The sequence below is a fragment of the Roseateles saccharophilus genome, from assembly GCF_031458095.1.
Lineage (GTDB): Bacteria > Pseudomonadota > Gammaproteobacteria > Burkholderiales > Burkholderiaceae_C > Pelomonas > Pelomonas saccharophila_A.
In genome coordinates this window covers 1,108,715-1,131,346 of the sequence record NZ_JAVDXU010000002.1, presented here as the reverse complement: position 1 = coordinate 1,131,346, position 22,632 = coordinate 1,108,715, and the positions used below count along the sequence as shown (strand labels likewise).

At 71.4% G+C, this 22,632-nt stretch carries 24 protein-coding genes; 15 read left to right on the top strand and 9 right to left on the bottom strand.

Annotated elements, in window-relative coordinates; translation table 11 throughout:
- Nucleotides 1–6: 6 nt before the first annotated feature.
- The 9 genes from J2X20_RS18010 to J2X20_RS17970 form a co-directional block, all read right to left on the bottom strand.
- Nucleotides 7–1,653: a hypothetical protein gene (locus J2X20_RS18010; protein WP_310267346.1), complete on the bottom strand. Its 1,647-nt coding sequence runs from the start codon at nucleotides 1,651–1,653 to the stop codon at nucleotides 7–9.
- 4 nt (nucleotides 1,654–1,657) lie between these two features.
- The gene (locus tag J2X20_RS18005) at nucleotides 1,658–2,587 is read right to left on the bottom strand and encodes a TolB family protein (protein ID WP_310267344.1); all 930 of its coding nucleotides are present in this window, start codon (nucleotides 2,585–2,587) and stop codon (nucleotides 1,658–1,660) included.
- A gap of 413 nt (nucleotides 2,588–3,000) precedes the next feature.
- Complete coding sequence (locus J2X20_RS18000; protein ID WP_310267341.1) at nucleotides 3,001–3,966, bottom strand: TolB family protein; 966 nt, start codon at nucleotides 3,964–3,966, stop codon at nucleotides 3,001–3,003.
- Between the two features lie 63 nt (nucleotides 3,967–4,029).
- Nucleotides 4,030–5,061 carry a TolB family protein gene (locus tag J2X20_RS17995; protein ID WP_310267339.1) on the bottom strand — a complete coding sequence of 344 codons (1,032 nt, stop codon included), beginning with the start codon at nucleotides 5,059–5,061 and terminating at the stop codon, nucleotides 4,030–4,032.
- Between the two features lie 87 nt (nucleotides 5,062–5,148).
- A complete protein-coding gene (locus J2X20_RS17990; RefSeq protein ID WP_310267337.1) occupies nucleotides 5,149–5,859 on the bottom strand; it encodes a hypothetical protein in 711 nt (236 codons plus the stop codon).
- 160 nt (nucleotides 5,860–6,019) lie between these two features.
- Entirely contained in the window at nucleotides 6,020–6,715 is a 696-nt protein-coding gene (locus J2X20_RS17985; RefSeq protein WP_310267336.1) for a DUF6683 family protein, read from the bottom strand.
- Nucleotides 6,712–7,344, bottom strand: coding sequence for a GNAT family N-acetyltransferase (locus tag J2X20_RS17980; protein WP_310267334.1), 633 nt, complete (start codon nucleotides 7,342–7,344; stop codon nucleotides 6,712–6,714). Before J2X20_RS17980 ends, J2X20_RS17985 begins: the two co-directional genes overlap by 4 nt.
- Entirely contained in the window at nucleotides 7,341–7,634 is a 294-nt protein-coding gene (locus J2X20_RS17975; RefSeq protein WP_310267332.1) for a flagellar biosynthetic protein FliO, read from the bottom strand. Before J2X20_RS17975 ends, J2X20_RS17980 begins: the two co-directional genes overlap by 4 nt.
- Nucleotides 7,635–7,829: 195 nt before the next feature.
- Complete coding sequence (locus tag J2X20_RS17970; RefSeq protein WP_310267330.1) at nucleotides 7,830–9,032, bottom strand: EscU/YscU/HrcU family type III secretion system export apparatus switch protein; 1,203 nt, start codon at nucleotides 9,030–9,032, stop codon at nucleotides 7,830–7,832.
- Nucleotides 9,033–9,451: 419 nt separating this feature from the next.
- Here J2X20_RS17970 and J2X20_RS17965 point away from each other — a divergent pair, with 419 nt between their 5' ends.
- The 15 genes from J2X20_RS17965 to J2X20_RS17895 all read left to right on the top strand — a co-directional run bounded on the left by J2X20_RS17965 (nucleotide 9,452) and on the right by J2X20_RS17895 (nucleotide 22,615).
- A complete protein-coding gene (locus J2X20_RS17965) occupies nucleotides 9,452–10,084 on the top strand; it encodes a lytic transglycosylase domain-containing protein (protein WP_310267328.1) in 633 nt (210 codons plus the stop codon).
- On the top strand, nucleotides 10,081–12,060 hold the full coding sequence (locus tag J2X20_RS17960) for an FHIPEP family type III secretion protein (RefSeq protein WP_310267326.1): 1,980 nt from the start codon (nucleotides 10,081–10,083) through the stop codon (nucleotides 12,058–12,060). Before J2X20_RS17965 ends, J2X20_RS17960 begins: the two co-directional genes overlap by 4 nt.
- Complete coding sequence (gene sctC / locus J2X20_RS17955; RefSeq protein ID WP_310267324.1) at nucleotides 12,057–13,862, top strand: type III secretion system outer membrane ring subunit SctC; 1,806 nt, start codon at nucleotides 12,057–12,059, stop codon at nucleotides 13,860–13,862. Before J2X20_RS17960 ends, sctC begins: the two co-directional genes overlap by 4 nt.
- Before the next feature lie 6 nt (nucleotides 13,863–13,868).
- Nucleotides 13,869–14,867, top strand: coding sequence for a SctD/MshK family protein (locus J2X20_RS17950; protein ID WP_310267322.1), 999 nt, complete (start codon nucleotides 13,869–13,871; stop codon nucleotides 14,865–14,867).
- A gap of 45 nt (nucleotides 14,868–14,912) precedes the next feature.
- On the top strand, nucleotides 14,913–15,212 hold the full coding sequence (locus tag J2X20_RS17945; RefSeq protein WP_310267320.1) for a hypothetical protein: 300 nt from the start codon (nucleotides 14,913–14,915) through the stop codon (nucleotides 15,210–15,212).
- The gene (locus J2X20_RS17940; RefSeq protein ID WP_310267318.1) at nucleotides 15,209–15,598 is read left to right on the top strand and encodes a hypothetical protein; all 390 of its coding nucleotides are present in this window, start codon (nucleotides 15,209–15,211) and stop codon (nucleotides 15,596–15,598) included. Before J2X20_RS17945 ends, J2X20_RS17940 begins: the two co-directional genes overlap by 4 nt.
- 154 nt (nucleotides 15,599–15,752) lie before the next feature.
- Nucleotides 15,753–16,484 (top strand): type III secretion system inner membrane ring lipoprotein SctJ, encoded by a 732-nt coding sequence (gene sctJ, locus J2X20_RS17935; RefSeq protein WP_310267316.1) that lies wholly within the window; start codon nucleotides 15,753–15,755, stop codon nucleotides 16,482–16,484.
- Complete coding sequence (locus J2X20_RS17930) at nucleotides 16,477–16,992, top strand: hypothetical protein (protein ID WP_310267314.1); 516 nt, start codon at nucleotides 16,477–16,479, stop codon at nucleotides 16,990–16,992. Before sctJ ends, J2X20_RS17930 begins: the two co-directional genes overlap by 8 nt.
- Entirely contained in the window at nucleotides 16,989–17,627 is a 639-nt protein-coding gene (locus J2X20_RS17925; protein WP_310267312.1) for a FliH/SctL family protein, read from the top strand. The genes J2X20_RS17930 and J2X20_RS17925 overlap by 4 nt, the downstream gene beginning before the upstream one ends.
- The gene (locus J2X20_RS17920; protein WP_310267311.1) at nucleotides 17,624–18,952 is read left to right on the top strand and encodes a FliI/YscN family ATPase; all 1,329 of its coding nucleotides are present in this window, start codon (nucleotides 17,624–17,626) and stop codon (nucleotides 18,950–18,952) included. The genes J2X20_RS17925 and J2X20_RS17920 overlap by 4 nt, the downstream gene beginning before the upstream one ends.
- Nucleotides 18,949–19,431 (top strand): hypothetical protein, encoded by a 483-nt coding sequence (locus J2X20_RS17915; protein WP_310267309.1) that lies wholly within the window; start codon nucleotides 18,949–18,951, stop codon nucleotides 19,429–19,431. Before J2X20_RS17920 ends, J2X20_RS17915 begins: the two co-directional genes overlap by 4 nt.
- Before the next feature lie 10 nt (nucleotides 19,432–19,441).
- Nucleotides 19,442–20,029 (top strand): hypothetical protein, encoded by a 588-nt coding sequence (locus J2X20_RS17910; RefSeq protein WP_310267307.1) that lies wholly within the window; start codon nucleotides 19,442–19,444, stop codon nucleotides 20,027–20,029.
- On the top strand, nucleotides 20,026–20,907 hold the full coding sequence (locus J2X20_RS17905) for a hypothetical protein (RefSeq protein ID WP_310267305.1): 882 nt from the start codon (nucleotides 20,026–20,028) through the stop codon (nucleotides 20,905–20,907). Before J2X20_RS17910 ends, J2X20_RS17905 begins: the two co-directional genes overlap by 4 nt.
- Nucleotides 20,904–21,977, top strand: coding sequence for a sensor histidine kinase (locus J2X20_RS17900; RefSeq protein WP_310267303.1), 1,074 nt, complete (start codon nucleotides 20,904–20,906; stop codon nucleotides 21,975–21,977). Before J2X20_RS17905 ends, J2X20_RS17900 begins: the two co-directional genes overlap by 4 nt.
- Nucleotides 21,974–22,615, top strand: coding sequence for a response regulator transcription factor (locus tag J2X20_RS17895; RefSeq protein ID WP_310267301.1), 642 nt, complete (start codon nucleotides 21,974–21,976; stop codon nucleotides 22,613–22,615). The genes J2X20_RS17900 and J2X20_RS17895 overlap by 4 nt, the downstream gene beginning before the upstream one ends.
- Nucleotides 22,616–22,632: the final 17 nt, after the last annotated feature.

Here is a 22,632-nt window from a genome sequence, read left to right as displayed (position 1 = left end):
AAGGGATTACTTGTCGAGGCTGTAGCTGGCGCTGCCGACATAGACGGTCTTGCTGTCGTCGTGGACCGGGAAGCTCAGCAGCCGCTCCTGGTGGCCGTCGTCGTAGTCCAGCGTCAACACGAAGCCGCTGAGCTGGTAGCGGCCGCGGCGGCTGGCGCCGTCGTCCTGCTTGCGCGAGCTGACGGCGCCCACGTTGCCGAAGGCCGTGCCGACGTTGCCGCCGCCGGTGCTGCTGCTGCCCTTGCCGTCGCCATGGGAAGAGCCGGCGATGACGGTGTTGTTCAGCGTCGCGGCCAGGGAGCCGGTGCTGGACATCGAGCTGTAGCTGCGCTCGAAGCGGCCGTCGCGCGTGAAGCGAATGCCGCGCCGGGACGAGGTGCCGCCCAGCACCAGGCTGCCGGTGAAGCTGCCCTGGCTGTAGCTGCCGTCCAGCCGCGTGTCCTTGGGCCAGGGCTTGACGGCGTGGTGCTTCTCGGCCTTCCAGTCGCCTTGCGCGCGGCCGTCGTCATCCTGGGCCTGCATCTCATAGCCCCGGCCGGCGGCGCGCCAGCGGCCCCAGTGCTGCGGCTCGAGCTGGCGCGACGCCGCGACATTGAGCTGGTCGGGCGGCATCTCGGTGCGGTGGTAGACGCTGCCGTCGCGCAGCAGGAAGCGCACGTCCTCCTCCCAGCGCGTGCCGTTGTTGTAGTTGGCCTCGCCGTGGATGACGACAGCGGCCAGGTCCTTGTCGGCCAGACCGCGGCCGGGGGCGCTGGAGACCCGCTTCAGGATGACCGGCCGGCGCGCCAGCGGCGCCTGCGGCAGCGGCGAAGGCGTCAGGCCCGACGGGTTGCTCACCAGCGCCGCATCGGCCAGGTCCAGCGAGTCGCCGTTCAGCGACGTGGCCACGCCGCGCAGCACGACCTCGCGGCCCAGCCAGGGTTCGGCGTCGAACTTCAGCCAGACGCGCTGCTCGGCCAGGCGGTCGCCCTGGTCCTGCACCAGGAAGAAATGCAGCGGGCGGTTGATCTCGCGGGCCACGCGGCCCTTCACATAGACCGTGCCCAGGCGGCGCTGCGCGGCCTCCTCGGAGATCACCAGCCAGCGGCCGCGCTGCGCCGACAGCGCCGGGATCTGGCTGGGCAGCAAGACCTGGCCCCGCGCGGCCTCGGGCGCTACCGGCAGCGGCGTGGGCGGCGCCACCAGCTTGCCCTTCACCAAGGCCATGGCGGCGCCGCGGGCCTGGGGGTAGAGCGTGCTGACGTCCATGCTGGCGGCTTGCCAGTCGCGCGCCAGCGCGGCGCAGGCCTGCTCGGGGGAGGCGTCGTCCAGCACGCGCTGGCGCATGGGCTCGGCCAGGCGCGTGAACGACGGGATGCTGCTGGTGCGCTCCTGCATGCGCGCCACCACCATGCGCAGCGGCGCGATCTGGTGGCGCTCGCGCCAGGCCACCCAGGCGTCGCGCATGCGCGTGCCCGATGCCGCGCCCATGTCCTCGCAGGCGCCCACGCTGGCCTCCGACATCACGTCCAGGCTGACGGCCTCGACAAGCTGGGCGATGGCGACGGGGTCGCTGGCCGGCGCGAGGGGGTCGGGGGCGGCCTGGACGGCGCCGGCCAGCAACTCAGCGGCGGCGACGGCGACCATCCAGGCGGGGCGGGGCGTGCGGGGCATGGGGTCAGCGCGTCCAGGTGATGGCGGAGCAGCCCACCGTCGTCATCGAGCCGTCGGGCCGCCTGAGCGGAAAGCGCTGGGCATCGCCGGAGGCCTTCACGGCCACCACGTCGGACGCCGTCGCCTCGGCATGCCAGAGCGTGCAGCTGCCCCGACAGCTGAAATCGCTGCAGGACACGCCGGTGTCCTTGACGAAGGCCACGTGGCGGCCGTCCGGCGACCAGAAGGCATGGGCGACCAGGTCGTTCTTCGTGAACCGCCGCAGCCCGGAGCCGTCGATATTCATCATCCACAGGTCCACGCCGCTGACCGAGCCGGTGTCGCGCAGCGCCGCCAGCTGCACCAGCGCCCGCCTGCCGTCTGGGCTCACGTGCAGAGCCTGGGGCAGCCGCGCTTCGGGCCAGCGGACGCTGGCGATGCGCTGCTCCGCGCCGCCGAGCACGACCCGGCTGATCTCGCCCGAAGGCTGCACGCGCAGCAGGCTGCCGTCGGGCATCCATGACAACGCGTCCGGCGTCTTGCTCGGCCGCGTGACGTAGAGCAGCCGGCGCAACTGCAGGTCATAGACCACCGGGCCGCGCTCGGCAAAGATGGTCTCGCCCCAATCCACCAGGATCTGCGGCCGCCCCAGCGGCGACGGCCGGGCTCTTTCTCCGAGATAGCCATCGACCACCTGGTCGAACAGCTTGGCCTGGTCGCCGCTGCGCCGCACGACCAGATGGGTCTCGTCACCGGTGGAGCCCTGGGAGCTGTAGTCACGCACCAGGTAGAGGCTGCCGTCGGGCCAGGGAACGCCCGATTCCTCCGGCGTGATCCTGCGCGTCTGGCCCGTGTCCGGATGGGTCGCGAAGGTCCCCTGCGGGTTGTTGAGGTCGCGGTAGGAATGCCACACCGACCCCGACAGGCCGGCATGGGCCACGGTGAGCGCGGTCATGCAGATTCCTGCGGCGGCAAAGCGGGCGAGGGTCTTGTACGTGGGCAATCGTGGCGGTTCCGATAGACAGCGATTCCGGGAGTGCCCGTGCGCAGCATTCGGCTGCCGGCCGGATTGGAGCCCGGCGACCCGCGATTCCCAATCCCTAACGAAGCCTTGCATGGCCCGCGTCCGGCCCCACCGTCAGGGCGTCCACGCCAGCAGCTGGCAGCCCAGCGGCATCGCGCCACCGCGCGTGTCCCTGACGATGAAGGACGAGGCGTCGCGGGATGCCTCCACGGCCAGATGTTTCGCGCCGTTGCCGGCGCATACCAGAGCCTGCAGTGGCCGTAGCACGAGACCTCGCTGCAACTCGCCCCGGTGTCCTTGTTGAAGGCCAGATGCAGCAAGCTCGGGCGCATGCGTGGCGGTCTTCAGCGCGTCCAGGCGGCCATCGGGCATCCCATCGTCGTCATCGAGCCGTCGGGCCGCTTCAAGGGGAACTGCCGGGCATCGCCCGAAGGCGGCACGGCGACGACGTTGGAGGCGGTGGCCTCCGCGTACCAGACCGTGCAGCTGCCGCGGCAGGAGAACTCGCTGCATGACACGCCGGTGTCCTTGACGAAGGCCACATAGCGGCCGTCCGGTGACCAGAAGGCGTTCGAGATCAGGTCGTTCTTCGTGAAGCGGCGCAGCTGGGACCCGTCGACATTCATCATCCACAGGTCCACGCCGGCGACCGACCCCGTGTCGCGGATCGCTGCCAGCTGCAGCAGGACCTTGCTGCCATCGGGACTCACGTGGACGGCCTCCGGCACGCGCGACTCCGGCCAGCGCAGGCGGGTGATGGGCTGTTCGCCGCGGCCCAGCATGACACGGCTGATCTCGCCCGACGGCCGCACGCGCAGCAGCGAGCCGTCCGGCATCCAGTCCAGCGCATCCGGCGTCTTGCTGGGCTGGGTGGCGTACAGCAGCCTCTGCGTGTTGAAGTCGTAGACGATGCTGCCGCGCGGCGCGAAGAAGCTCTTGCCCCATGACGCCAGGATCTGGTGGGCGGCGAGCGGCGAGGCGCGCACATCGGAAGCCAGATAGCCGTCGACGACCTGGTCGACCAGCACGCTGCGGTCGCTGGTCTTGCGCACGGTCAGCCGGGTCTCGTCGCCGCCCTGCGAGCTGTGGTCGCGCTGGATGAAGCGGCTGCCGTCGGGCCAGGGCGAGCGCCATTTCTCGTCGTCCACCATGACCGACGCGCCCGAATTCGGATTCGACGCAAACGTGCCCTGTGGGTTGCCGAGGTCGCTGAAGGAATGCCAGACCGTGCCCGGCAACCCGCCCTGTGCCGCCAGGGCCACGCCCATGCCGGCCAGCGCGGTGGCGAAGCGACGGAAGGGCAAGGGCATCGGGACGGGCTCTCCTGGGCGGTGCGGCCGCATTGGAGCCGCAGCCGCGGCAGCGACCAATCCCTAACGCGTCCAGGCCAGGACCGGGCAGCGCAGGTCGGTCGCGGAGCCGTCGGGCCGCTTGGCCGGGAACTTCCTCGCAACGGTGCCGCCCTCCACGCCCACCACGTCGGTGGCCGTGGCCGGCGCATACCAGACCGAGCACTCGCCCTGGCAGGTGGTGTCGGTGCAGACCACGCCGGTGTCCTTGGTGAAGGCGACGAACTTGCTGTCGGGCGACCAGTAGGCGTCGGCGATGACGCCGTTGTTGGTGAAGCGCTTCAGGTTGGAGCCGTTGGCGTCCATCATCCACAGGTCGACGCCGCTGACCGAGCCGGTGCTGCGCAGCGCGGCGAGCTGGACCAGCACCTTGCTGCCATCGGGGCTGACGTAGACCGCCTGCGGCAGGCGCGACTCGGGCCAGCTGACGGTGGCCACGGGCTGCTCGGCGCCGCCCACCACGACCTTGCTCAGGCTGCCCGAGGGCTGGGCACGCAGCAGGCTGCCGTCGGGCATCCAGCCGACGGCGTCCGGCGTGCGGCTCGGGGGCGTGGCGTACAGCACCTTCTGCGTGCCGAAGTCCCAGACCACCGCCGACCGGGACGCCGTCGTGTTCTCACCCCAGTAGGCCAGCACCTGGCTGCCCGATTGCGGCGACGGCGCGATGCCGGTGACATAGCCGTCCACTACTTGGTCGAACACCACGGCCTTGTCATCGGTCTTGCGCACCGTCAGGCGGCTCTCGCCGCTGGAGCCCTGCGAGTCGTAGTCGTTGTTGACGAAGCGGCTGCCGTCGGGCCAGGGCCGGCCCCATTTCTGGGCCTGCACCGTCGTCGACACGCCGGTGTTGGGGTTCAGCACGAAGGTCCCGTCCGGGTTGCCGAGATCGCTGAAGGAATGCCAGATATTGCCCGCCAGCGTCGTGGGTGGCTCGGGGGTGTCCACCGGCGGCGGGGTCGTCGGCGTGGTCGCGCCGCCGCCGCCGCCGCCGCCGCATCCGCTGAGCAGGCCGGTGCAGGCCAGGACCACCAAGGCAAGACGACTGAGGTTTTTCATCGGGCAGGATCTGGAAGTTGAAATGCAAAAGGGAGGGGCGATGCCCCTCCTGCTGTTTTCGCGAGTCGCGCTCGCGAACGATGCGGCTTACTGCTTGCGAGCCATCGAAGACAGCGCTTCGCCCAGGCCCTTCAGCGCCGTCGTGAAGACGCTGTTCAGGTAGTTGTATTCCTGGCTGGTGGCCTGGAATTGCGTCATCAGCTTGTTGAACTCGTCGGCCTGCTTGGCCTGCTCCTCGGAGCCGTTCTTGGCCTTGGCCTTGGCGGCGGACGCGTCATTGATCTGTTGCGACAGATTGACCATCTCCTTGGCCTTGTTGCCCAGGGCTTGGCCCATCACCGAGGCGATGGCCTGCAGCCAGCCGCCGCCAGTGGCGCCCTTGCTGCCCTTGGTGCTGCCGCCACCTTGGGCACGCAGCTGGTCCAGCACGCCCTGGACGATCTGGTTGGCGAAGTCGGATTCCCACTGCTTGATGGCGCCGCCGAAGTTCTGCTGGGCCGCACCCTGCGCTTCGTGAGAGACGCCTTGCTGGCTTTGCTGCAGCTGGCCGGCGATGGTCTTGCTGATCGTGCCCTTGACTTCCTCACCGAGGAACTTGGGCATGCCATGTTCCTTGACGAGGGTGTCGACGGCGCTGTTGGCGCCGTTGCCGATGGCTTGCTGCAGCATGCCGCCGATGGCCTGGCCGATCATGGCGCCCAGGGGGCCGCCGAAGATGCCGCCGACGATGCCACCGATGGCGCCCAGGATGCCACCCGAGCCACCGCCGCCGAAAACGCTGCTAACTGCTGATCCCATGTTGATCTCCAAAAGTAGGTTTTGCGCGGCAACCATTGCCGCAGCGATTGATTGAATTTCGGAGCATCTGAATCCGGTGGCGACTGAAAAACACCGGCTTCGCTGCGTGTCTTGTCGGCAAGGTTTTTTGGATCAAACTCTGCGGCGTTGACGGGTTTCATTAAACGGGGTCGTGCCCGGCCTGCCTATATGCGGCTGCTCCTATTTCTGCGCCAGCCACGCTAGGGTTGGCCGCAGTCGCGCCGTCCAGCTGGCGCAGTGCGGCGCACAGTGCGGGCAGGTCCAGCCCAAGCTGCGCGCGCAGGCTGTTGCGGGCCATCCAGGTGGCCGAGGCCTGTTGGGCGCTGCCCTGGCGGCTGGCCTGCACCGTCCATTCGCCCAGGGCCACTGCCAGCACGGCGAAGCGCTCGAAGGCATCCTGGCGCTGTGCCAGCGGCGCCTCGTCCCAGGGCAGTTCGTCGATGACCCAGGCCTTGACCCATTGCGTGATGGCCTGCCAACGCTGCGGGCTCAAGGCCTCGTGGTCGAAGGCCTGGCGGCATGCGCCCAGATAGGCGGCCAGGGCCGCGCCCAGGTCGTCCTCGGCAAGCCCGCTGGCCAATTGGCTGCGGTAATGCTGCAGACAGTGCGTCACCAGGCTGGCCTGCACGGCAGTGCCCAGCATTTCACGCAGGGCCGCCGCGGCCGCCGCGGGCTCGGCCACGCGCGACGGCAGGCGCCAACGCGTGGCCCCGAGTTCGCGCTCCGAGGTGGCGTCGGCCAGCGGCGGGTGGGCGAAGCGGGACTGCTCCAGGGCCTGGGCCAGGCGGCGCCCGAGGGCGGATTGCCAAGGGTTGGGGGAGGCGGAAGTGGTCATGGCGAAGCGGGGGTTGAGGGCTGGGCCGCGCGCCGGGCCTGGCGCAGGCGTTCGCGGCGGCTGAGGGTCTGGACGGCCGACCAGGTCGTCGCGTCCAGGGCGTGATAGTCCGAAGCCTGGCCTTCGTAGAGGGCGCGTCCCCGGGGCGTGAAGCCCAGCGCTTCCAGGCAGACGCGGGCACCACGGTTGGCCGGATGGCAGATGCCCCAGACCCGGCGCAGCGCCAGCGTCTGGAAGGCATGGCGCAGCAGCACCTCGCCACCCGTCAGGCTGAGGCCGCTGCCCCAGTGCTCGGGCCTGAGGCGGCTGCCGAGCTCGGCGTCGCCAGCCTCGACCGCGGTGCCAGGGCTTGCCGGCAGCGGCATCAGGCTGAACCAGCCGGCGAACTGTTCGGCGCCGTCGTCAAGCGGCACCGCGCAGCGCCAGATGCCCAGGCCGGGATGGCGGCGGTAGAAGGTGGCGAGACAGGCGGTGAAGGCCTCGGCCCAGCGCGCCTCGTGCAGGGGCTGCTCGTCGGGCAGCAGGGCGCGCACGCGCGGATCGGCGTGCAGCTGCTGGATGTCGGCCGCGTCGCCCGCGGCGAACTCGCGCAGCAGCAGCTTGTCGCCGCGATAGGCAAACGGGCTCATGGCTGGCGCTCCGGCGGTGTCCCGGCCTGCGGCCAGCGCGCCAGCACGCTGATGCCGCCGGCGGTGACGCCCAGCATCCAGCGCTCGCCGGCATGGTCCAGCAGCACGACGCGCTCGCGCGCGCCGACGGGCAGGGCCCGCACGAAGCGCAGGGCATCGCCATCGTCCAGCGGCTTGGCGCCGCCCAGGTTCTGCAGGCGCCGCCAGCCGCGGATCAACACCCAGGCCAGCAGCAGCACGAAAGCCAGGGCGACCAGGGTGCTGGCGAGGTTGAGCATCAGTTCCTGCATGTCAGTCGTCCGTGACGCGAACGCGCCCTCCGGGCCATGTGAAACGGTGCATTTGCGGGCCGAGCGCAGGGCCGCTCCCAAGCCGGCCCGGCTGGCGATGTGCTCGCGGCTTGATGCCGCGAGCATCGCCACCCCCTTGGGGGGTCGACCGGACTCGCTCGCGTTCAGCGATGCGAGGTTGGGTGGGGGGCAGCTTCATGTCACGCGCGGGTCCACGTCAGGGTGGCGGGTCAGGTCTTCGCCCGGTGCCGGCCGCGCGCGTGGCGGTTCGCTGGCCACGCTGTCGCGCTGATGCGGGTCGGCACGTGCGGCCTCCCACTTGAGCTGCTCGCGCACGCCCTCGGCCCAGACGATGACCTCGGCCAGCACGTCGAAGAGATCGGGGGGGACGACCTCGCCCTCCTCGCAGCGCGCGAGCAGCTCGCGCGCCAGCGGCACGTTGCGCACGATGGGCACGCCGGCCTCTTCGGCGGCCTCGCGCATGGCGCGGGCGACATGGTCCTCGCCCTTGGCGCTGACCGTGGGCACGGGGCAGCGGCCGGGTTCGAAGTCGATGGCAATCGCCACATGGGTCGGGTTGACGACCAGGGCATTGGCGCCGCGCGCCGCAGCCTGCTGGTTGCGCTGGCTCCACTCGGCATGGGCCTGCTTGCGCTGCTGCTTCAGATGCGGGTCGCCCTCGCTCTCCTTCATCTCCTGCTTGATGTCGCGCATGCTCATGCGCAGCTTTTTCGTGAAGCGGTGCTTGGTCCAGACGGTGTCGAGGAAGGCCACGCCGAAGAACACGCCCACCGTCCAGGCCAGGGTCTTGACCGTGCCTTCCCAGACCAGGCCGCCGAGGTGCTGGATGGGGCGGTCCAGGCCCGAGGCCAGGCGCATCGCGTCGGGCAGCAGCGCGCGCGCCACGGCCCAGCCAATGCCCAGCAGCAGGGCCGTCTTCAGGATGCCCTTGAGCAGCTCGACCAGGTTGTCCAGCGAGAACATGCGCTTGAGGCCCTCGGCCGGATTCAGGTGCTCCAGCTTGGGCGCCACCTTCTCGAAGGCCAGCACCGGCCCGGCCTGCAGGAACTCCACCAGCGTGCCCAGTGCCGCCACCGGGATGACCAGCAGGGCCACCAGCAGCACGACCAGCTCGACGCTCTGCCAGCCGAGCAGGGCCGCGACATGGCCGAAGCCCTCCTCGCGCCAGCCCGCCGAGATGCGCGCGAACAGGCCCTCGCACAGGGCCGCGGCACGCTCGGCACCCAGGCGCAGGCATAACGCACCCATCACGAGCCAGACGAGCAGCGTCGCCGTGCTCGTCAGCTCCTTGCCCTTGGCGATGTCGCCCTTCTTGCGGGCGTCCAGCAGGCGCTTGGCTGTGGGTTGTTCGGTCTTGTCGCCGCTGTCTTCGGCCATGGCTCCCTAACACCTATTTCTAGGGGGTGCAAACGGGGTTTGTGAAAACTTGTTTGCAGCGCCGACCTATTTCTAGGGGGCTGTCCACGCCACTGGTAGCAGGGGTGGTCAGGCGCTGTGGGAGCGAACGATGCCCGGTCCGCGGATGCCGCGGTGCAGCAGATGTTTCCACGCGTAAACGTGGGGGGAGGTGGCTTGCATACAAAGGAGCAATGTCTACTGGTCAGTCAGTTACGTCTACTTGCAACCGTCAACCTGGCAGGTGACCTTGCCCGCATAGTCCGCCCGGTTCGGAAAACAGGGAAGACAAGGTGTTCGAACTTCAACGGATCTGCCAGGTCATGGCGACCGCATCGTTAGGTGTTGGCATGCTGGGCGCCCAAGCGGCGCCAAACTGCCCATCCCTTTCGGCTGAAGCCTTGCTGGACGCCGCGCCCGATGCAGGCGCCGGCGGCTTCGCGCTGGCGCAGAAGCTGTGCCTGGCCACCCTCGTGCGCACGCCATCGACCAGCACCGCGGTGATCGAGCCCGAACCCGTGGCTGTCGAAACCCCTCAAGCCCCCACCCCGCCGCGTCGGGTGGCAGCGTCGGAGCCGGCGCCGACCAGCCGGGACGCCGCCGGCCAGGCCCGCATCCGCGCCCTGGCACCGCTGATGGCCGAGGTGGCCCAGCGGCACGACATCGATCCCCTGCTGCTGCATGCCCTGGCCCACATCGAGTCCCGCCACCAGAGCCAGGCCGTCTCGCCGGCCGGTGCGCGGGGCTTGATGCAGGTCATGCCGGCCACCGGCCGCGGCCTGGGCGTGGCCAACGCGGAGCGGGAGCTGCTGACGCCTGAAGCCAATCTCGAAGCCTCGGCCCGCTACCTGAAGCAGTTGCAGGCCCGCTTTGGCAATGACCTGCGCCTGGTGCTGGCGGCCTACAACGCCGGCGAGGGCGCTGTCGAACGCCACGGCCGGCGCGTGCCGCCCTTTGCCGAGACCCAGGCCTATGTGCGCGACGTGATGGCCGTCTACGCCGAACTGCGGCGCCGCTTCGGAGCGCAGGCATGAGCACGCGCGAAGGCCTCTCGGGCTACTTCGCCGCGGCCGATCGGCCGCGCGAGGGCCTGATCGCCCGCTTCAGCGACCTCTTCCTGGTCGCCGGCATCGTCGCCATCGTCGCGCTGATGGTGCTGCCGCTGCCGTTGTGGCTGATCGACCTGCTGGTGGCCGTCAACATCGCCTCGGGCCTGGTGCTGATCCTGATCGCCGTCTATGTGGCCGGGCCGCTGGAGTTCTCGGTCTTCCCCAGCGTGCTGTTGATGACGACGCTGTTCCGCCTGGCCCTGTCCATCGCGACGACGCGGCTGATCCTGCTGCATGCCGATGGCGGCCACATCATCGCCACCTTCGGCAAGATGGTGGCGGGCGGCAACCTGGTCGTGGGCCTGGTGGTCTTCCTCATCATCACGGTGGTGCAGTTCATCGTCATCGCCAAGGGCGCCGAGCGCGTGGCCGAGGTGGCGGCGCGCTTCTCGCTGGACGCCATGCCGGGCAAGCAGCTGTCCATCGACTCCGACCTGCGCTCCGGCCTCATCGACAAGGACGAGGCCAAGCGGCGCCGGCGCACGCTGGAGCTGGAGAGCAAGCTGCACGGCAGCCTCGACGGCGCGATGAAGTTCGTCAAGGGCGACGCCATCGCCGGCATCGTCATCATCCTCATCAACCTGCTCGGCGGCCTGGCCATCGGCGTGCTGCAGCAGGACCTGTCCATGGCCGACGCCGTGCACCGCTACTCCATCCTGTCCATCGGCGAGGGCATGGTGGCGCAGATCCCGGCCCTGCTCGGCGCGATGGCCGCAGGCCTGCTGGTCACGCGCACCAACGACGACGAGAACGACCGCCACCTCGGCGACGCCATCCGCAAGCAGCTCGGCGCCAAGCCGCGCGTGCACATGATGGCCGCCGGCATCTGCCTGCTGCTGGCTGCGGTGCCGGGCTTCCCGCCGCTGGTCTTCGGCGCGCTGGCCCTGGTCTTCGGCGCGGCCGGCGTGCTGTTGACGCCCTGGGGCCGCGATTGGATGACCGGACACCTGCCCGCCCTCGGCCCCAAGCGCCGCCACCCCGAGCCCAGCGCGCTGAAGACGGCCCAGCCGCGCGTGCGCCCCTCGGTGCCGCTGCTGCTGGAGCTGCCCCAGCCCCTGCTGGCCGATGGCGGCCTGGCCGTCACGCGGGCCATCGAGGCCATGCTGGACGAGCTGCAGCTCGACCAGGGCCTGCCGCTGCCGCGCCTGGCCCTGCATGGGCGGCTGGGTCGCAGCGGCTGGCGGCTGCTGGCCCATGAGGTGCCCCTGTCCGAGGGCGAGCCGGACAGCAACGACCCGCAGCGGCTGGCCGACCAGGTCCGCCAGGCCCTGCGCCGCAACGCATCGCTGTTCATCGGCATCCAGGAGACCAGCGAGCTGCTGACCCGCGCCCAAGGCGAGCTGGCCGACGTCGTCAAGGAAGTGCTGCGGGCCCTGCCGGTGCAGAAGGTCACCGAGGTGCTGCGCCGCCTCGTGGCCGAGGAGGTCTCCATCCGCAATCTGCGCGACATCCTCGAGGCGCTGGCCGATGCCAGCCAGCGCGAGAAGGATGTGCAGGCCCTGACGGAGATGACGCGCATCGCGCTGCGCCGCCAGACCCACCACCGCGTCTGCCCCAGCGGCGAGCTGCAGGCCCTGCTGCTGTCGCCCGAGCTCGAAGCCCTGATGCGCCAGAACCTGCATGTCAGCGGCGGCGTGACCCAGCTCGCCATCTCGCCCGACGTGGCCCGCCAGTTCGCCGCCGAGGTGCAGGCCCAGGTCCAGGCGCTGCGCCCGCAGGCCCTGGTCTGCGCCGTCGACCTGCGCTGGCATCTGCGCAAGCTCATCGAGAACGAGTGCTTCGACACGCCGGTGCTGTCCTTCCACGAACTGCTGCCGACGCTGCGGCTGACGCCGCTGCTTCACCTGCCTCCACCCAGCCTGGACGCGCCATCCCACCAGGCCGCGCTGCTCGCCGCATGACCACCTCACTCAAGATCGCGGCCGCCACCTCGCTGCTGCTGGCCCAAGCTATGCCCCTCTCGGCCGCGCCGCTGCCGGAAGGCCTGCGCCCCGTCAAGCTGGAGGCGCGCGACCAGCCCATCGAGCAGTTCCTGCAGGGCCTGTTCTCGGGCAGCGACATCCCCGTCGTCGCCACCGGCCTGCAGGGCCAGGTCAATGGCCGCTTCGAGGGCACGCCGGCCAAGCTGCTGCGCGACCTCGGCCGCGCCTACAACCTGCTGAGCTACTACGACGGCGGCGTGCTCTATATCGCGCCGGCCGGCGAGACCCAGACGCGCAGCTATCTGCTGACACCCGCCGCCGCCGCCCAGGTGCAGCGTGCCGCTCAGGCCCTGCAACTGCCCGATGCGCGCAACACCTTGAAATTCGGCGACGACGGCGCCCTGCTGGCCGTGGGCGCGCGGCGCTTCGTGCAACAGGTCGACGAGCTGGTGCGCCAGGTGCGGCCCGGCACGACGGCCGTGGCCATGAAGTCCTGGGCGCCGGCCCAACAGGCACAGCCCCTGCCCGACTACCGCATCTTCTATCTGCGCTATGCCTGGGCCCAGGACGTGCCGATGAGCTTCGGCGGCCAGCAGACCACCCTGCCCGGCGTGGCCAGCATCCTGCGCTCCTTGGTGGGCCAGCCCGGCAAGGCGCGCGCCGCCGCCGTCAGCAGCGACCCGACGCGGGCCCAGGGCAGCCAGCGCGTTCGCGGTGGCGCCATGCGCAACACGACCACGCTGGGGTTGGTCGACGAAGCGGCGCCGCCCGTGCGCGGCACCGACACCCTGGTGGCCGCCCTCACGCAGGTCGGCTATGGCCAGCCCGAGGCCGCCGAGCCGCCGGCGCCGCCCGACTTCGCGCCGCGCATCGAGGCCGACCCGCGCCTGAACGCCGTCATCGTGCGTGACCTGCCCGAGCGGCTGGACCGCTATGCCGCCCTGATCAAGTCGCTGGACGTCGAACCCCAGTCGCTGGAGATCGAGGCCACCATCATCGACATCAACACCGACCGCATGCGCGAGCTCGGCATCAACTGGCGCTACAACCACGGCCTGTCCAGCCTGATGTTCGGCAACGGCACGGCCAGCGACAACCGCCTCAACGGCCAGGTCGACCCGACGCCCGCGGCCAAGGGCGGCGTCATCTCCGCCGTCATCGGCGACCGCTACCCCTTCGTCGCCCGCATCACGGCGCTGCAAAGCGATGGCGCCGCCAAGGTCGTCAGCAGCCCGCAGGTCGTCACGCTGTCCAACGTCGAGGCGGTGTTCGACAACAGCTCGACCTATTACGTGCGCGTCGCCGGCCGCGAGGACGTCGACCTCTTCAACGTCACGGCCGGCACGCGGCTGCGCGTCACGCCCCATGTGTTCAAGGAGGGCGACGAGCCGGCCCGCATCAAGCTGCTGGTGCAGATCGAGGACGGCGGCCTGACCGGCCAGAGCGTGGACAACCTGCCCATCGTCGAGCGCTCGGGCATCAACACCCAGGCCCTGATCTCCGAAGGCGAAAGCCTGCTGATCGGCGGCATGGTGCGCGACAGCTCGACGGCCGGCGTCGACAAGGTGCCCGTGCTGGGCGACATCCCGCTGCTGGGCAACCTCTTCAAGACCCAGCGCAAGGGCGGCCAGCGCATCGAGCGCATGTTCCTCATCACGCCGCGCCTGGCCAGCAGCAAGGCCACCGCCGACGTGATGGAAAGAGCCCGCCAACCGCTCGCCAACCCAGCCGCCCCGGCGGCATCGGGCAGCGGCGGCGAAGGTGCTGCACAGCAGGAGTAGCCCGCCATGAAATCCCACCTCCCTGCCTCGACGCTGGAACTGCGCGTCCTCGCCGGCCGCCAGGCCGGTGCGCGTGCCCGGCTCGACGCCCAGCAGGACCTGCTGGTCTGCGGCCTCAACGCGGCCAACCAGGCCGACACGCAGTTCGCCGACATCCTGCTCGCCAGCGACGTGGACTTCCAGGTGCGCATCGTGCCGTCCGGCCCGGGCCGCGTCGGCCTGCAACTCATCGCCGGCCTGGCCCTGCTGGCCGAACAGCCGCTGACGCCGGGCAGCGCCGTGCATGCCTGGGCGCCCGGCCAGCCGCTGCAGCTCGGCGACACGCGCGTGGCCTATGGCCCGGCCGACCAGGACTACTGGCCCGAACCGGTCCTGCATGACGACCCCGAGGAGGCCAGCGCAAGGCGCCGGGCCAGCCCCAAGCCCGCGGCGCGCCCCGTACTCGAAGCCGTGCTGACGGCCCTGGGCCTGGTCATGGTCGTCGGCGGCGCGTCGCTCGCCTGGCGCGGTGGCACCTTGCGCGAGGCCGGCCAGGTCGTCGCCAAGGTCGTGCCGCCCGCCCAGGCCGCCACGCCCGCCGCGCCCCCCAGCACGGCGCCCGAACTGCTGGCCAGCGCCGTCGACGTGTTCCGCCTCTACGGCATCGCCGCCAAGGCCAGCTGGTCGCCCGAGGGCGAGCTGGTGCTGCACACCCAGGAGCGCGACGCCGCCAAGGTGCAGGCCGCCGCGGCCGCGGCCCGCCGCGACATCGCCCGCCTGCCCGCCCTGCGCGTGGACAACCAGCCGCCCGCCGTGGTGGCCGCCGCGGCGGCTCCCCCACCGGACGACCCGGCCAAGCGCCTCGTCGCCGTCATCGACAACGCCGACAGCCCCTACTTCATCACCGCCGATGGCAGCCGCTATTTCAGCGGCGCCCTGCTGCCCAGCGGCCATCGCGTCGTCGAGATCGCCGATCGCGCCGTCGTCGTCGAACGCGATGGCCAGCGCACGCGGCTGACCCTCTGACCCTGCTTCCCCAACCCTCCCTAACCCTCCCAAAAGGAGACTCCCATGTCCAACACGCTTCTCAACACCCTCGCCGCCGCCCCCGTAAACGGTTCCACGGGGGGCAAGACCAACGGCGGCGGCTCCTGGTTCGAAGCCATGGCCGACGCCTGGGGCAAGGCCCTGGACAAGCAGGCCGGCGACATCGAGACCGCGTCCAACGCGATGAACAACGGCGGCGACACGCCGTCCGCCGTGACCGAGCTGACCGCCATGTCGCTGAAGATGAGCTTCCTGGCCAGCAGCTCGCACACCGCCGTGTCAACGGTCGGTTCCGCCCTCGAAACCATGGCGCGCAAGCAGTGACACCCGGCCTCGCCATCGCGGCGCCCGTGCAGGACGTGCAGCTCGGCGCGGGCGCCTCGCTGTCCAGCCTCGGCCAGGTCGCAGCGTCGGCCGATGTGGCGGGCTTCGAGCGCGCCATGGCCGGCGCCGTGCAGCGCCTGGGGCCGACCGAGTCCGCCCAGGCCATGCAGCGCCTGGTCCAGCCGCTGGACCACATCAACGCCGAAGCGGCTTCGCTCGGCCGCGACGCCCGCGCCGCGGCGGCCTCGGGCCAGGAGCTGACGCCGGGCGAACTCGTCAACCTGACGGTGCGCTGCCAGGAGTTCATGTTCCATTGCCAGCTGACGTCGAACATCGCGAACCGGACTTCAGAGGGCTTGCAACAGCTGTTCAGGCAACAGTCATGACCGTGAGCCCCTCGCCCAATCCCGCCTTGCTGAACGCAGGCGTGCCCGGTCGGTCCCCCGAGGGGACGGCGACGCTCGCGGCGTCGAGCCGCGAGCACTTCGCCAGCGCGGGCCGGCTAGGGAGCGGCCCGGCGCTCGGCCCGCAGGAGGACTGATGAAAGCGAACCAGAGTCTTCTTTTGCTGGCCCTGGCGGCCCTGCTCGCCGGCTGCGGCGACCAGACCCTCTACGCCAAGCTCGACGAGCGCCAGGCCAATGACATGGTCTCGGCGCTGCGCCTGGCCGGCGTGCCAGCGCAGAAGAACGCCCGCGAGGATGGCTTCGAGGTGCTGACCGCCGAGGCCGACTTCGCCCGCGCCGTGCAGATCCTCAAGGCGCAGGGCCTGCCGCGCGAGGACTACGACAGCCTGGGCAAGGTCTTCAAGCGCGAGGGTTTCGTCTCGACACCGGTCGAGGAGCGCGCCCGGCTCATGCACGCCCTGTCCCAGGAGCTGTCGCACACGCTGACCAGCATCGACGGCGTGCTGCAGGCCCGCGTCACCCTGGTGGTACCCGAGCGCCACCCACTGTCCGACAAGGTGCTGCCTTCGTCGGCCTCGGTGATGATCAAGCACCGCCCGGGACTCAACGTCGAGGCCCTGCTGCCCAAGGTGCGCGCCCTGGTCGTCAACAGCGTCGAGGGCCTGCCCTATGAAAGCGTCTCGGTCGTCGCCTTTGCGGCCGAGGCCACGCCCGTCGCCGCGCCGGTCATGGAGAGCCAGGCCAGCGTGCCGCTGGTGCTGGCCATAGCGCTCGGATCGGCCAGCCTCGGTACCGCAGGCTGGCTGGCCTGGCGCCGCCGCCGCGCTCAAACCCAGCTCGCACTGGAGGGTAGCGGCCATGACTGAACGCCGACTGCGCGCCTGCGTGGCGCGCCGACTGCTGGAGGATGCCCCCGTCGAGGCACGCAGTCTGAGTTGGGCCCAGCTGGACGCCGCGCCGCCCTGGCTGGCGCTGGAGCGCGACGAGCTGCTGGCGCTGGCGCGGCGCTGCGGCTCGGTGCTGGCCGCGCCAGCCCTGCGGCTGTGGATCGCCGGACCCTTGCGCGACCTCGCACGCACCGCCCTGGGTGCGCCCTGGTGGCGCGCCCTGCGCAGCGCCCAGGACTGGCCCAGCCTGCCCGCCGGCCTGCCGGCGTCCTTGAGCGACTGGCCCGAGGTCACGACGCCCGAGGCCCTGAGCCAGCGCTTCACCGAGGCCGGCGCTGCCGTGCTGTTGGCCGGCCTGCCGCACGGCTCGCTGCGCCATGCCGCCAGCCGCCGCCTCGGGCCCGTCGCCGCCTGGGTCATGCCGCAGGCCACGGCCCAGGCCGTGCTGCGCGAGACCCTGGCCCTGCAGGACAAGGTGATCGCATGAACAACAACTTCATGCTCTGGCACCGTGACCCGCAGGCGCGGCTGGGCATCGCCTCCGACCGGCGCGTGCTGCGCGCGGCCGAGGTGCCGGCCCTGCAGGAGGCCGATCGTCTGCTCGCCGACCTGCGCGAGTTGTTCGAGCAGGAGCAGGACCGCGTCGACGCAGCCTGCGCCCAGGCGCGCGAAGAGGGCCTGCGCCAGGGGCTGGCCCGGGCCGAGGGCCAGTCGCGCGAACAACTCGCCCTGGCCCTGACCCGGCTCACCCAGGCCCATGAGGAGCAGTGCCGGCGCCAGCAGCGCGATGTGGCCCGCCTGGCCCTGGAGGTCTTCCGCAAGCTGCTCGGCCCCCTGCCGGCCGACGAGGGCCTGGCCCGCCTGGCCGTCCAGGCCGCGCGCGAGCTGCTGCCGGCGCGCACCTGGCGGCTGCACGTGCACCCCGGCCGCATGGACGGCCTGCGCGCCGCCCTGCTGGCCATCGATCCCGAGGACAAGGCCGGCCTGGCCAGCGCCGAGATCGTGGCCGATGCCGAGCTGGCCGAAGGCGATTGCCGCCTGGTCACGGAGTTCGGCAGTGCCGACGCCAGCCTCACCACGCAGGTGCAGCGCCTGGCCCGCGCCTGGGGGCTGGAGCCATGACGCTGAGCCTGGCCGCCGAGACCGACTCGCTGCACCGCAGCCTGCAGCGCGCCCGCACCGTGGCCACGCTGGGCCGCGTCGTGCAGGCCGGCGGCACGCTGCTGCGCGCCACCGGCGTGCAGGCCCGCGTCGGCCAGAGCTGCCGCGTCTTCGATCCCGCGCGTCCGCTGGACGATGGCCTGCTGGCCGAGGTCATCGGCTTCCAGGGCCACGAGGCCGTGCTCGCGCCGCTGGGCTCACTGCACGGCCTGCCCGTCGGGGCCGCCGTCGAGGTGCTGCATGAAGCCGCGCAGTTGCCCAGCGGTGCCGGACTGCTGGGCCGCGTCATCGACGCCTTCGGCCAGCCGCTGGACGGTGGTCCGCCGGTCGATCACCTGCCGCGCGTCCCCCTCTACCGCGACGCGCCTTCGCCGCTGCAGCGCCGCCCGGTGCACGAGCCCCTGGTCTGCGGCGTGCGCGCCATCGACTCGCTGCTCACTGTCGGCGAAGGCCAGCGGGTGGGCATCTTCGCCATGGCCGGTGGCGGCAAGTCGACGCTGCTGGGCATGCTGGCGCGCAGCACGCGGGCCGAGGTCAACGTCATCGGCCTGATCGGCGAGCGCGGCCGCGAGGTGCGCGAATTCCTCGAGGACAGCCTCGGCCCCGAGGGCCTGGCGCGCTCGGTCGTCGTCGTCTCGACCTCGGACCGGCCGGCCCTGGAGCGGGTACGCGCAGCCTATGCGGCCACGGCTATCGCCGAGGGCTTTCGCGCCCAGGGTTCGCGCGTCGTGCTGATGATGGATTCGGTGACGCGCTTTGCACGCGGCCTGCGCGAGATCGGCCTGGCCGCCAACGAGCCGGCCGTGCGGCGCGGCTATCCGCCCTCGGTGTTTGCCGAGCTGCCGCGGCTGTTCGAGCGCGCCGGCAATGACGCCCACGGCTCCATCACCGCCTTCTACACCGTGCTGGCCGAGGACGAGGAGGGCAGCGACCCGGTGGCCGAGGAGGTGCGCTCCATCCTCGACGGCCATCTGGTGCTGTCGCGCGCCCTGGCCCAGGCCCAGCATTACCCGGCCATCGACGTGCTGGCCAGCGCCAGCCGCGTGTTCACGCGCGTGACCGGCGCCGAGCAGCAGCACGACGCCGCCCATGTGCGCGCGCTGATGGCGCGGCACAAGGAGGTCGAGTTCCTGCTGCGCGTCGGCGAATACCAGGCCGGCAGCGACCCGCTGGCCGACCAGGCCATCGAGCGCATGCCGCAGATCAAGGCCCTGCTGCAGCAGGCCACGCACGAACCCAGCGACTGGGACGGCTGCTTGCAGCATCTGCGGGAGATCGTCGCGTGAGCCGCCCCCTGCCGCTGTCCCGCGCCGACGCCCGCCAGTGGCTGCGCCTGCGCCAGCTGCGCGTGCAGCGCGCGCGCCAGGCCCTGGCGCAGGCCCAGGCGGCACAGGAGCAGGCCCTGGCCGCCATCCGGGCGCGCGAAGCCAGCATCGCCCGGCATCGCACCTCCATCGTCGAACTGGCCCTGCACTGGAGCGGCCCGGGCAGTGCCGACATGCCGCGCTGGGGGCGCCAGGTCCAGGCCCATGGTGAGGCCCTGGCCGAAAAGCTGGAACGCGATGAATACGCCCTGCTCGACGAGCGCGAGACGCTGGAGCAGGCCCAGGCCCTGCTGGGCCAGCGCCGCGCCGACCTCGCCCGCGCCCAGGCCCGCGAGGACGCCGTGGACGCGACGCTGAAGGACCAGGCTCGTCAAATCCGGCAGGCCCACGAGCAGCAGGCCGAGCTCGAAGCCGAAGAGGCCCAGCGGGCCCTGCATTGAAGCCGTCGCCATGAAGCTGCCCCCCCTGCTGCTGCCCCTGGTCGCGACGCTGCCGCGCGGCCGCTGGCCCCTGGCCGCTTCTCAGGCCACTCCCCAAGCCGCAGCGCCTGCCGCGTCGCACCGTGACGCCGGCGAGCCCGACTGGCGCAATGCCTACCAGCGCCTGCGCGAGCAGGACCCGACCGAGACCGCAACCCCGCTGCTCATGCCCCTGTTCCAGACCACGCCGCCCACCGAGACCGCGCCCGAGACCGCACCGGCCGGTGGCGTCGCACCCACGTCCACCGCCACGCGTATCGAAGCGGCCCGCCAGCTCGCCGAGCCGCAAGCGGCGCTGGCGGCGGCGCGCGTCTGGCAGGTCGAGTTGCCGGCCATGTCGGGGCCCGCCTGGCAGCTGCATGTCGAGCAGGCCCAGCCGCTGGCCCCGCTGAACCTGGAGCTGCGCGTACCGCCCGTGGCCCAGAGCCAGGCCCGGCAGCAGCTGGGCGACCTGGACAAGCGCCTGCGCGATGCCGGGCATGAGGTCCTCAGGCTGCGCCTGCGCGACGCCGCACGCGCGGGCAAGCGCAGCCTGCCCGTCGACGAGGTGCAGCCATGAGCGGCATCGGCGCCATCCAGGCCGTCAACGCGGCCGAGACCTGGCAGGCCTGGCTGCAGGCCAACAGTGCCGAGACCCAGGCCGCCGAGCAGGCCGAGACCGCGCCCGAGCAGGCCCCGATCACCGCGCCGGCACCAGCGCCGCTGGCGCCCATCACGCGCCCTGCCGACATGCCGGTGCCGGCCCCGCAGCTCGCCGACGCCGCTTCGGCCCTGCTGCCAATGAGTCCCGTGCTGCTGCAGCCGCTGAGCCTGCAGAACGGGCCGGAGCTGCGCTGGCGCGTGCAGGACGCCGCCGCCTGGCGAACGCTGTTCGATGACGCCGGTGGCGACGCTCCCCCGCAGGAGCAGGAGAGCCCGCCCGAACCGTCCGCCCCGGCCACCGAGGCCATGCCGACCTGGGCCCAGGCCCTGCTCGACCGGCTGCGCGAGGCCGCCGCCACGCCCGCCTCGGCAGCGGCGCTGCGCCCGGCCCTGCAGGCCTGGCGTGTGGGCCTGCCGGTGCTGCTTGCCAGCCCCGCGGGCCTGGCCAGCCTGCAACCCAGCCTGGACGCCTCGACCTGGCAGTGGCGGCGCTGGCCGGCCCGCTGGCGCACCGCCCGCCCCGCGACGGCCGAGCGCTGGTGGGCCGTGCGCCTGGCCCTGGGCACCCAGGGCCGCCCGCGCACGCTGCGCGACCTGACTGGCGGCCTCGCCTTCGCACCGGGCCAGGTCAGCTGCGAGCTGCGCCTGGAAGACGTCGCGCCGGGCATTGCGCAGTGGACGGAAGTGCTGGTGCAAGCCCCCGCCAGCGCCAGTCTGCGCGCGCTGCTGGGCACTCGGCCGTCGCTGAGCTGGCTGCTGTGCAACCAGGTCCTGTGGCCGCGGGAAAGCACATGAACCGCGCTCAGTGCACCCCCAGTGCCGACCTGCTGCACGCCCTGGGCGAACTCGGCGAGGCCCTGGCCATCCTCGACGGCGACTTCCTCGTCGCGCTGAATTCGCCCATGCAGGCCCTGCTGCCCGGCGAAGCGGGAGGCCTGGCCGAGGACTGGGCCCAGCCCCTGCACGGCCTGGCCAGCGCGCTGGCGGCGCCGCTGGGCGTGCGCACGCGCTGCGGCGTCAGCGGCGAATACGTGGCCCAGCGCGTCGCCCTGGATGCCCGCCATGTGCTGCTGCGCCTGGACGACGAGCGCGAGCGCCTGCACCATCTGCAGCGCCAGCTCGACGACCGCGAGGGCCTGCTGTTCACGTCGCGCTCGCTGACCGTCAGCGAGATGGGCAGCGTGCTCGCGCATGAACTGAACCAGCCCATAGGCGCGACGGCCAATCTGCTGCGCGGCCTCAAGCTGCGCCTGGCGCGCCGCCACCCCGACAGCACCGACGAGCTGGCGGCCCTGGACAAGGCCGTGCATCAGGTCACCTATGCCAGCCAGATCATCGGCCGGGTGCGCGAATACACGCAGTCGCGCCAGCCCAAGACCGAGAGGCTGGACCTGGTCGAACTGGTGCACCAGAGCCTGGGCCTGCTGGACTGGGATCTGCAGCGCGAGGCCGTGCGCCTGCAGCTGCAGTTGCCGCAGCGGGCCGTGGCGGTGCAGGGCGACGCCGTCATGCTGCAGCAGGTGCTGATCAATCTGCTGCGCAACGCGCTGGACGCGCTGCGCCTGGACCGCCCGGCCGAGCCGCTGATCGCCATCGAGCTGGTCGTCGAGGCCGGTCGCGCCGAGCTGCGCGTCAGCGACAACGGCCCCGGCATCACGCCGCAGACCGAGGCCCGCCTCTTCCTGCCCTTCAGCTCCACCAAGCCCAACGGCATGGGCCTGGGGCTTTCCATCTGCCGCTCGCTGATCGAGATGCATCAGGGCCGGCTCTGGTTCACGCGCCGTGAGGCCGGGGGCTGCTGCTTTCACTTCGCGCTGCCGGTGACGGTGGGCGCGCCTCAATCCATGCTGGAGAAGACGACATGACGCCCAGACAGATCTATGTGGTGGACGACAACCACGAATTCCGCGACTCGCTGCGCTTCTGGCTGGAGGGCTTTGGCTGCCAGGTGCGCGACTGGGGCGACCCGCGCGACGCCCTGCAGTCCCTGGCCCGCGTGGCCGTGGGCACGACCTGGCCCGAGTCGACCTGCCTGATGCTGGACGTGCGCATGCCCGAGCTGTCGGGGCTGGATCTGCACGACGCCCTGCGAGAACGCGGCATCCACCTGCCCGTCATCTACATGAGCGGCCACGCCGACGTGCCGCTGGCCGTAGCGGCCATGCAAAAGCGCGGCGCCGTCTCGCTGCTGGAAAAGCCGCTGGACGACGCGGCCCTCAGCGCCGCCCTGGACCGCGCCTTTGCACCGACCGATGTGGACAGCGGCATCGACGCCGAGGTGGAGGGCTCGCGCGAGGAGTTCGAGCGCCGCTCCCAGACCCTGTCGCCGCGCGAGCGCCAGGTGCTGTCCCTGGTCGTCAAGGGCCTGATGAACAAGAACATCGCCGACGAGATCAAGCTGTCGCTGAAGAGCGTCGAGCTCTACCGCTCACGCGGCATGCGCAAGATGAAGGCACGGTCGGTCACCGAGCTGACCCGAATCATGGTGAGCCGCAGAGCTTGACTGTGAGCCCCTCGCCT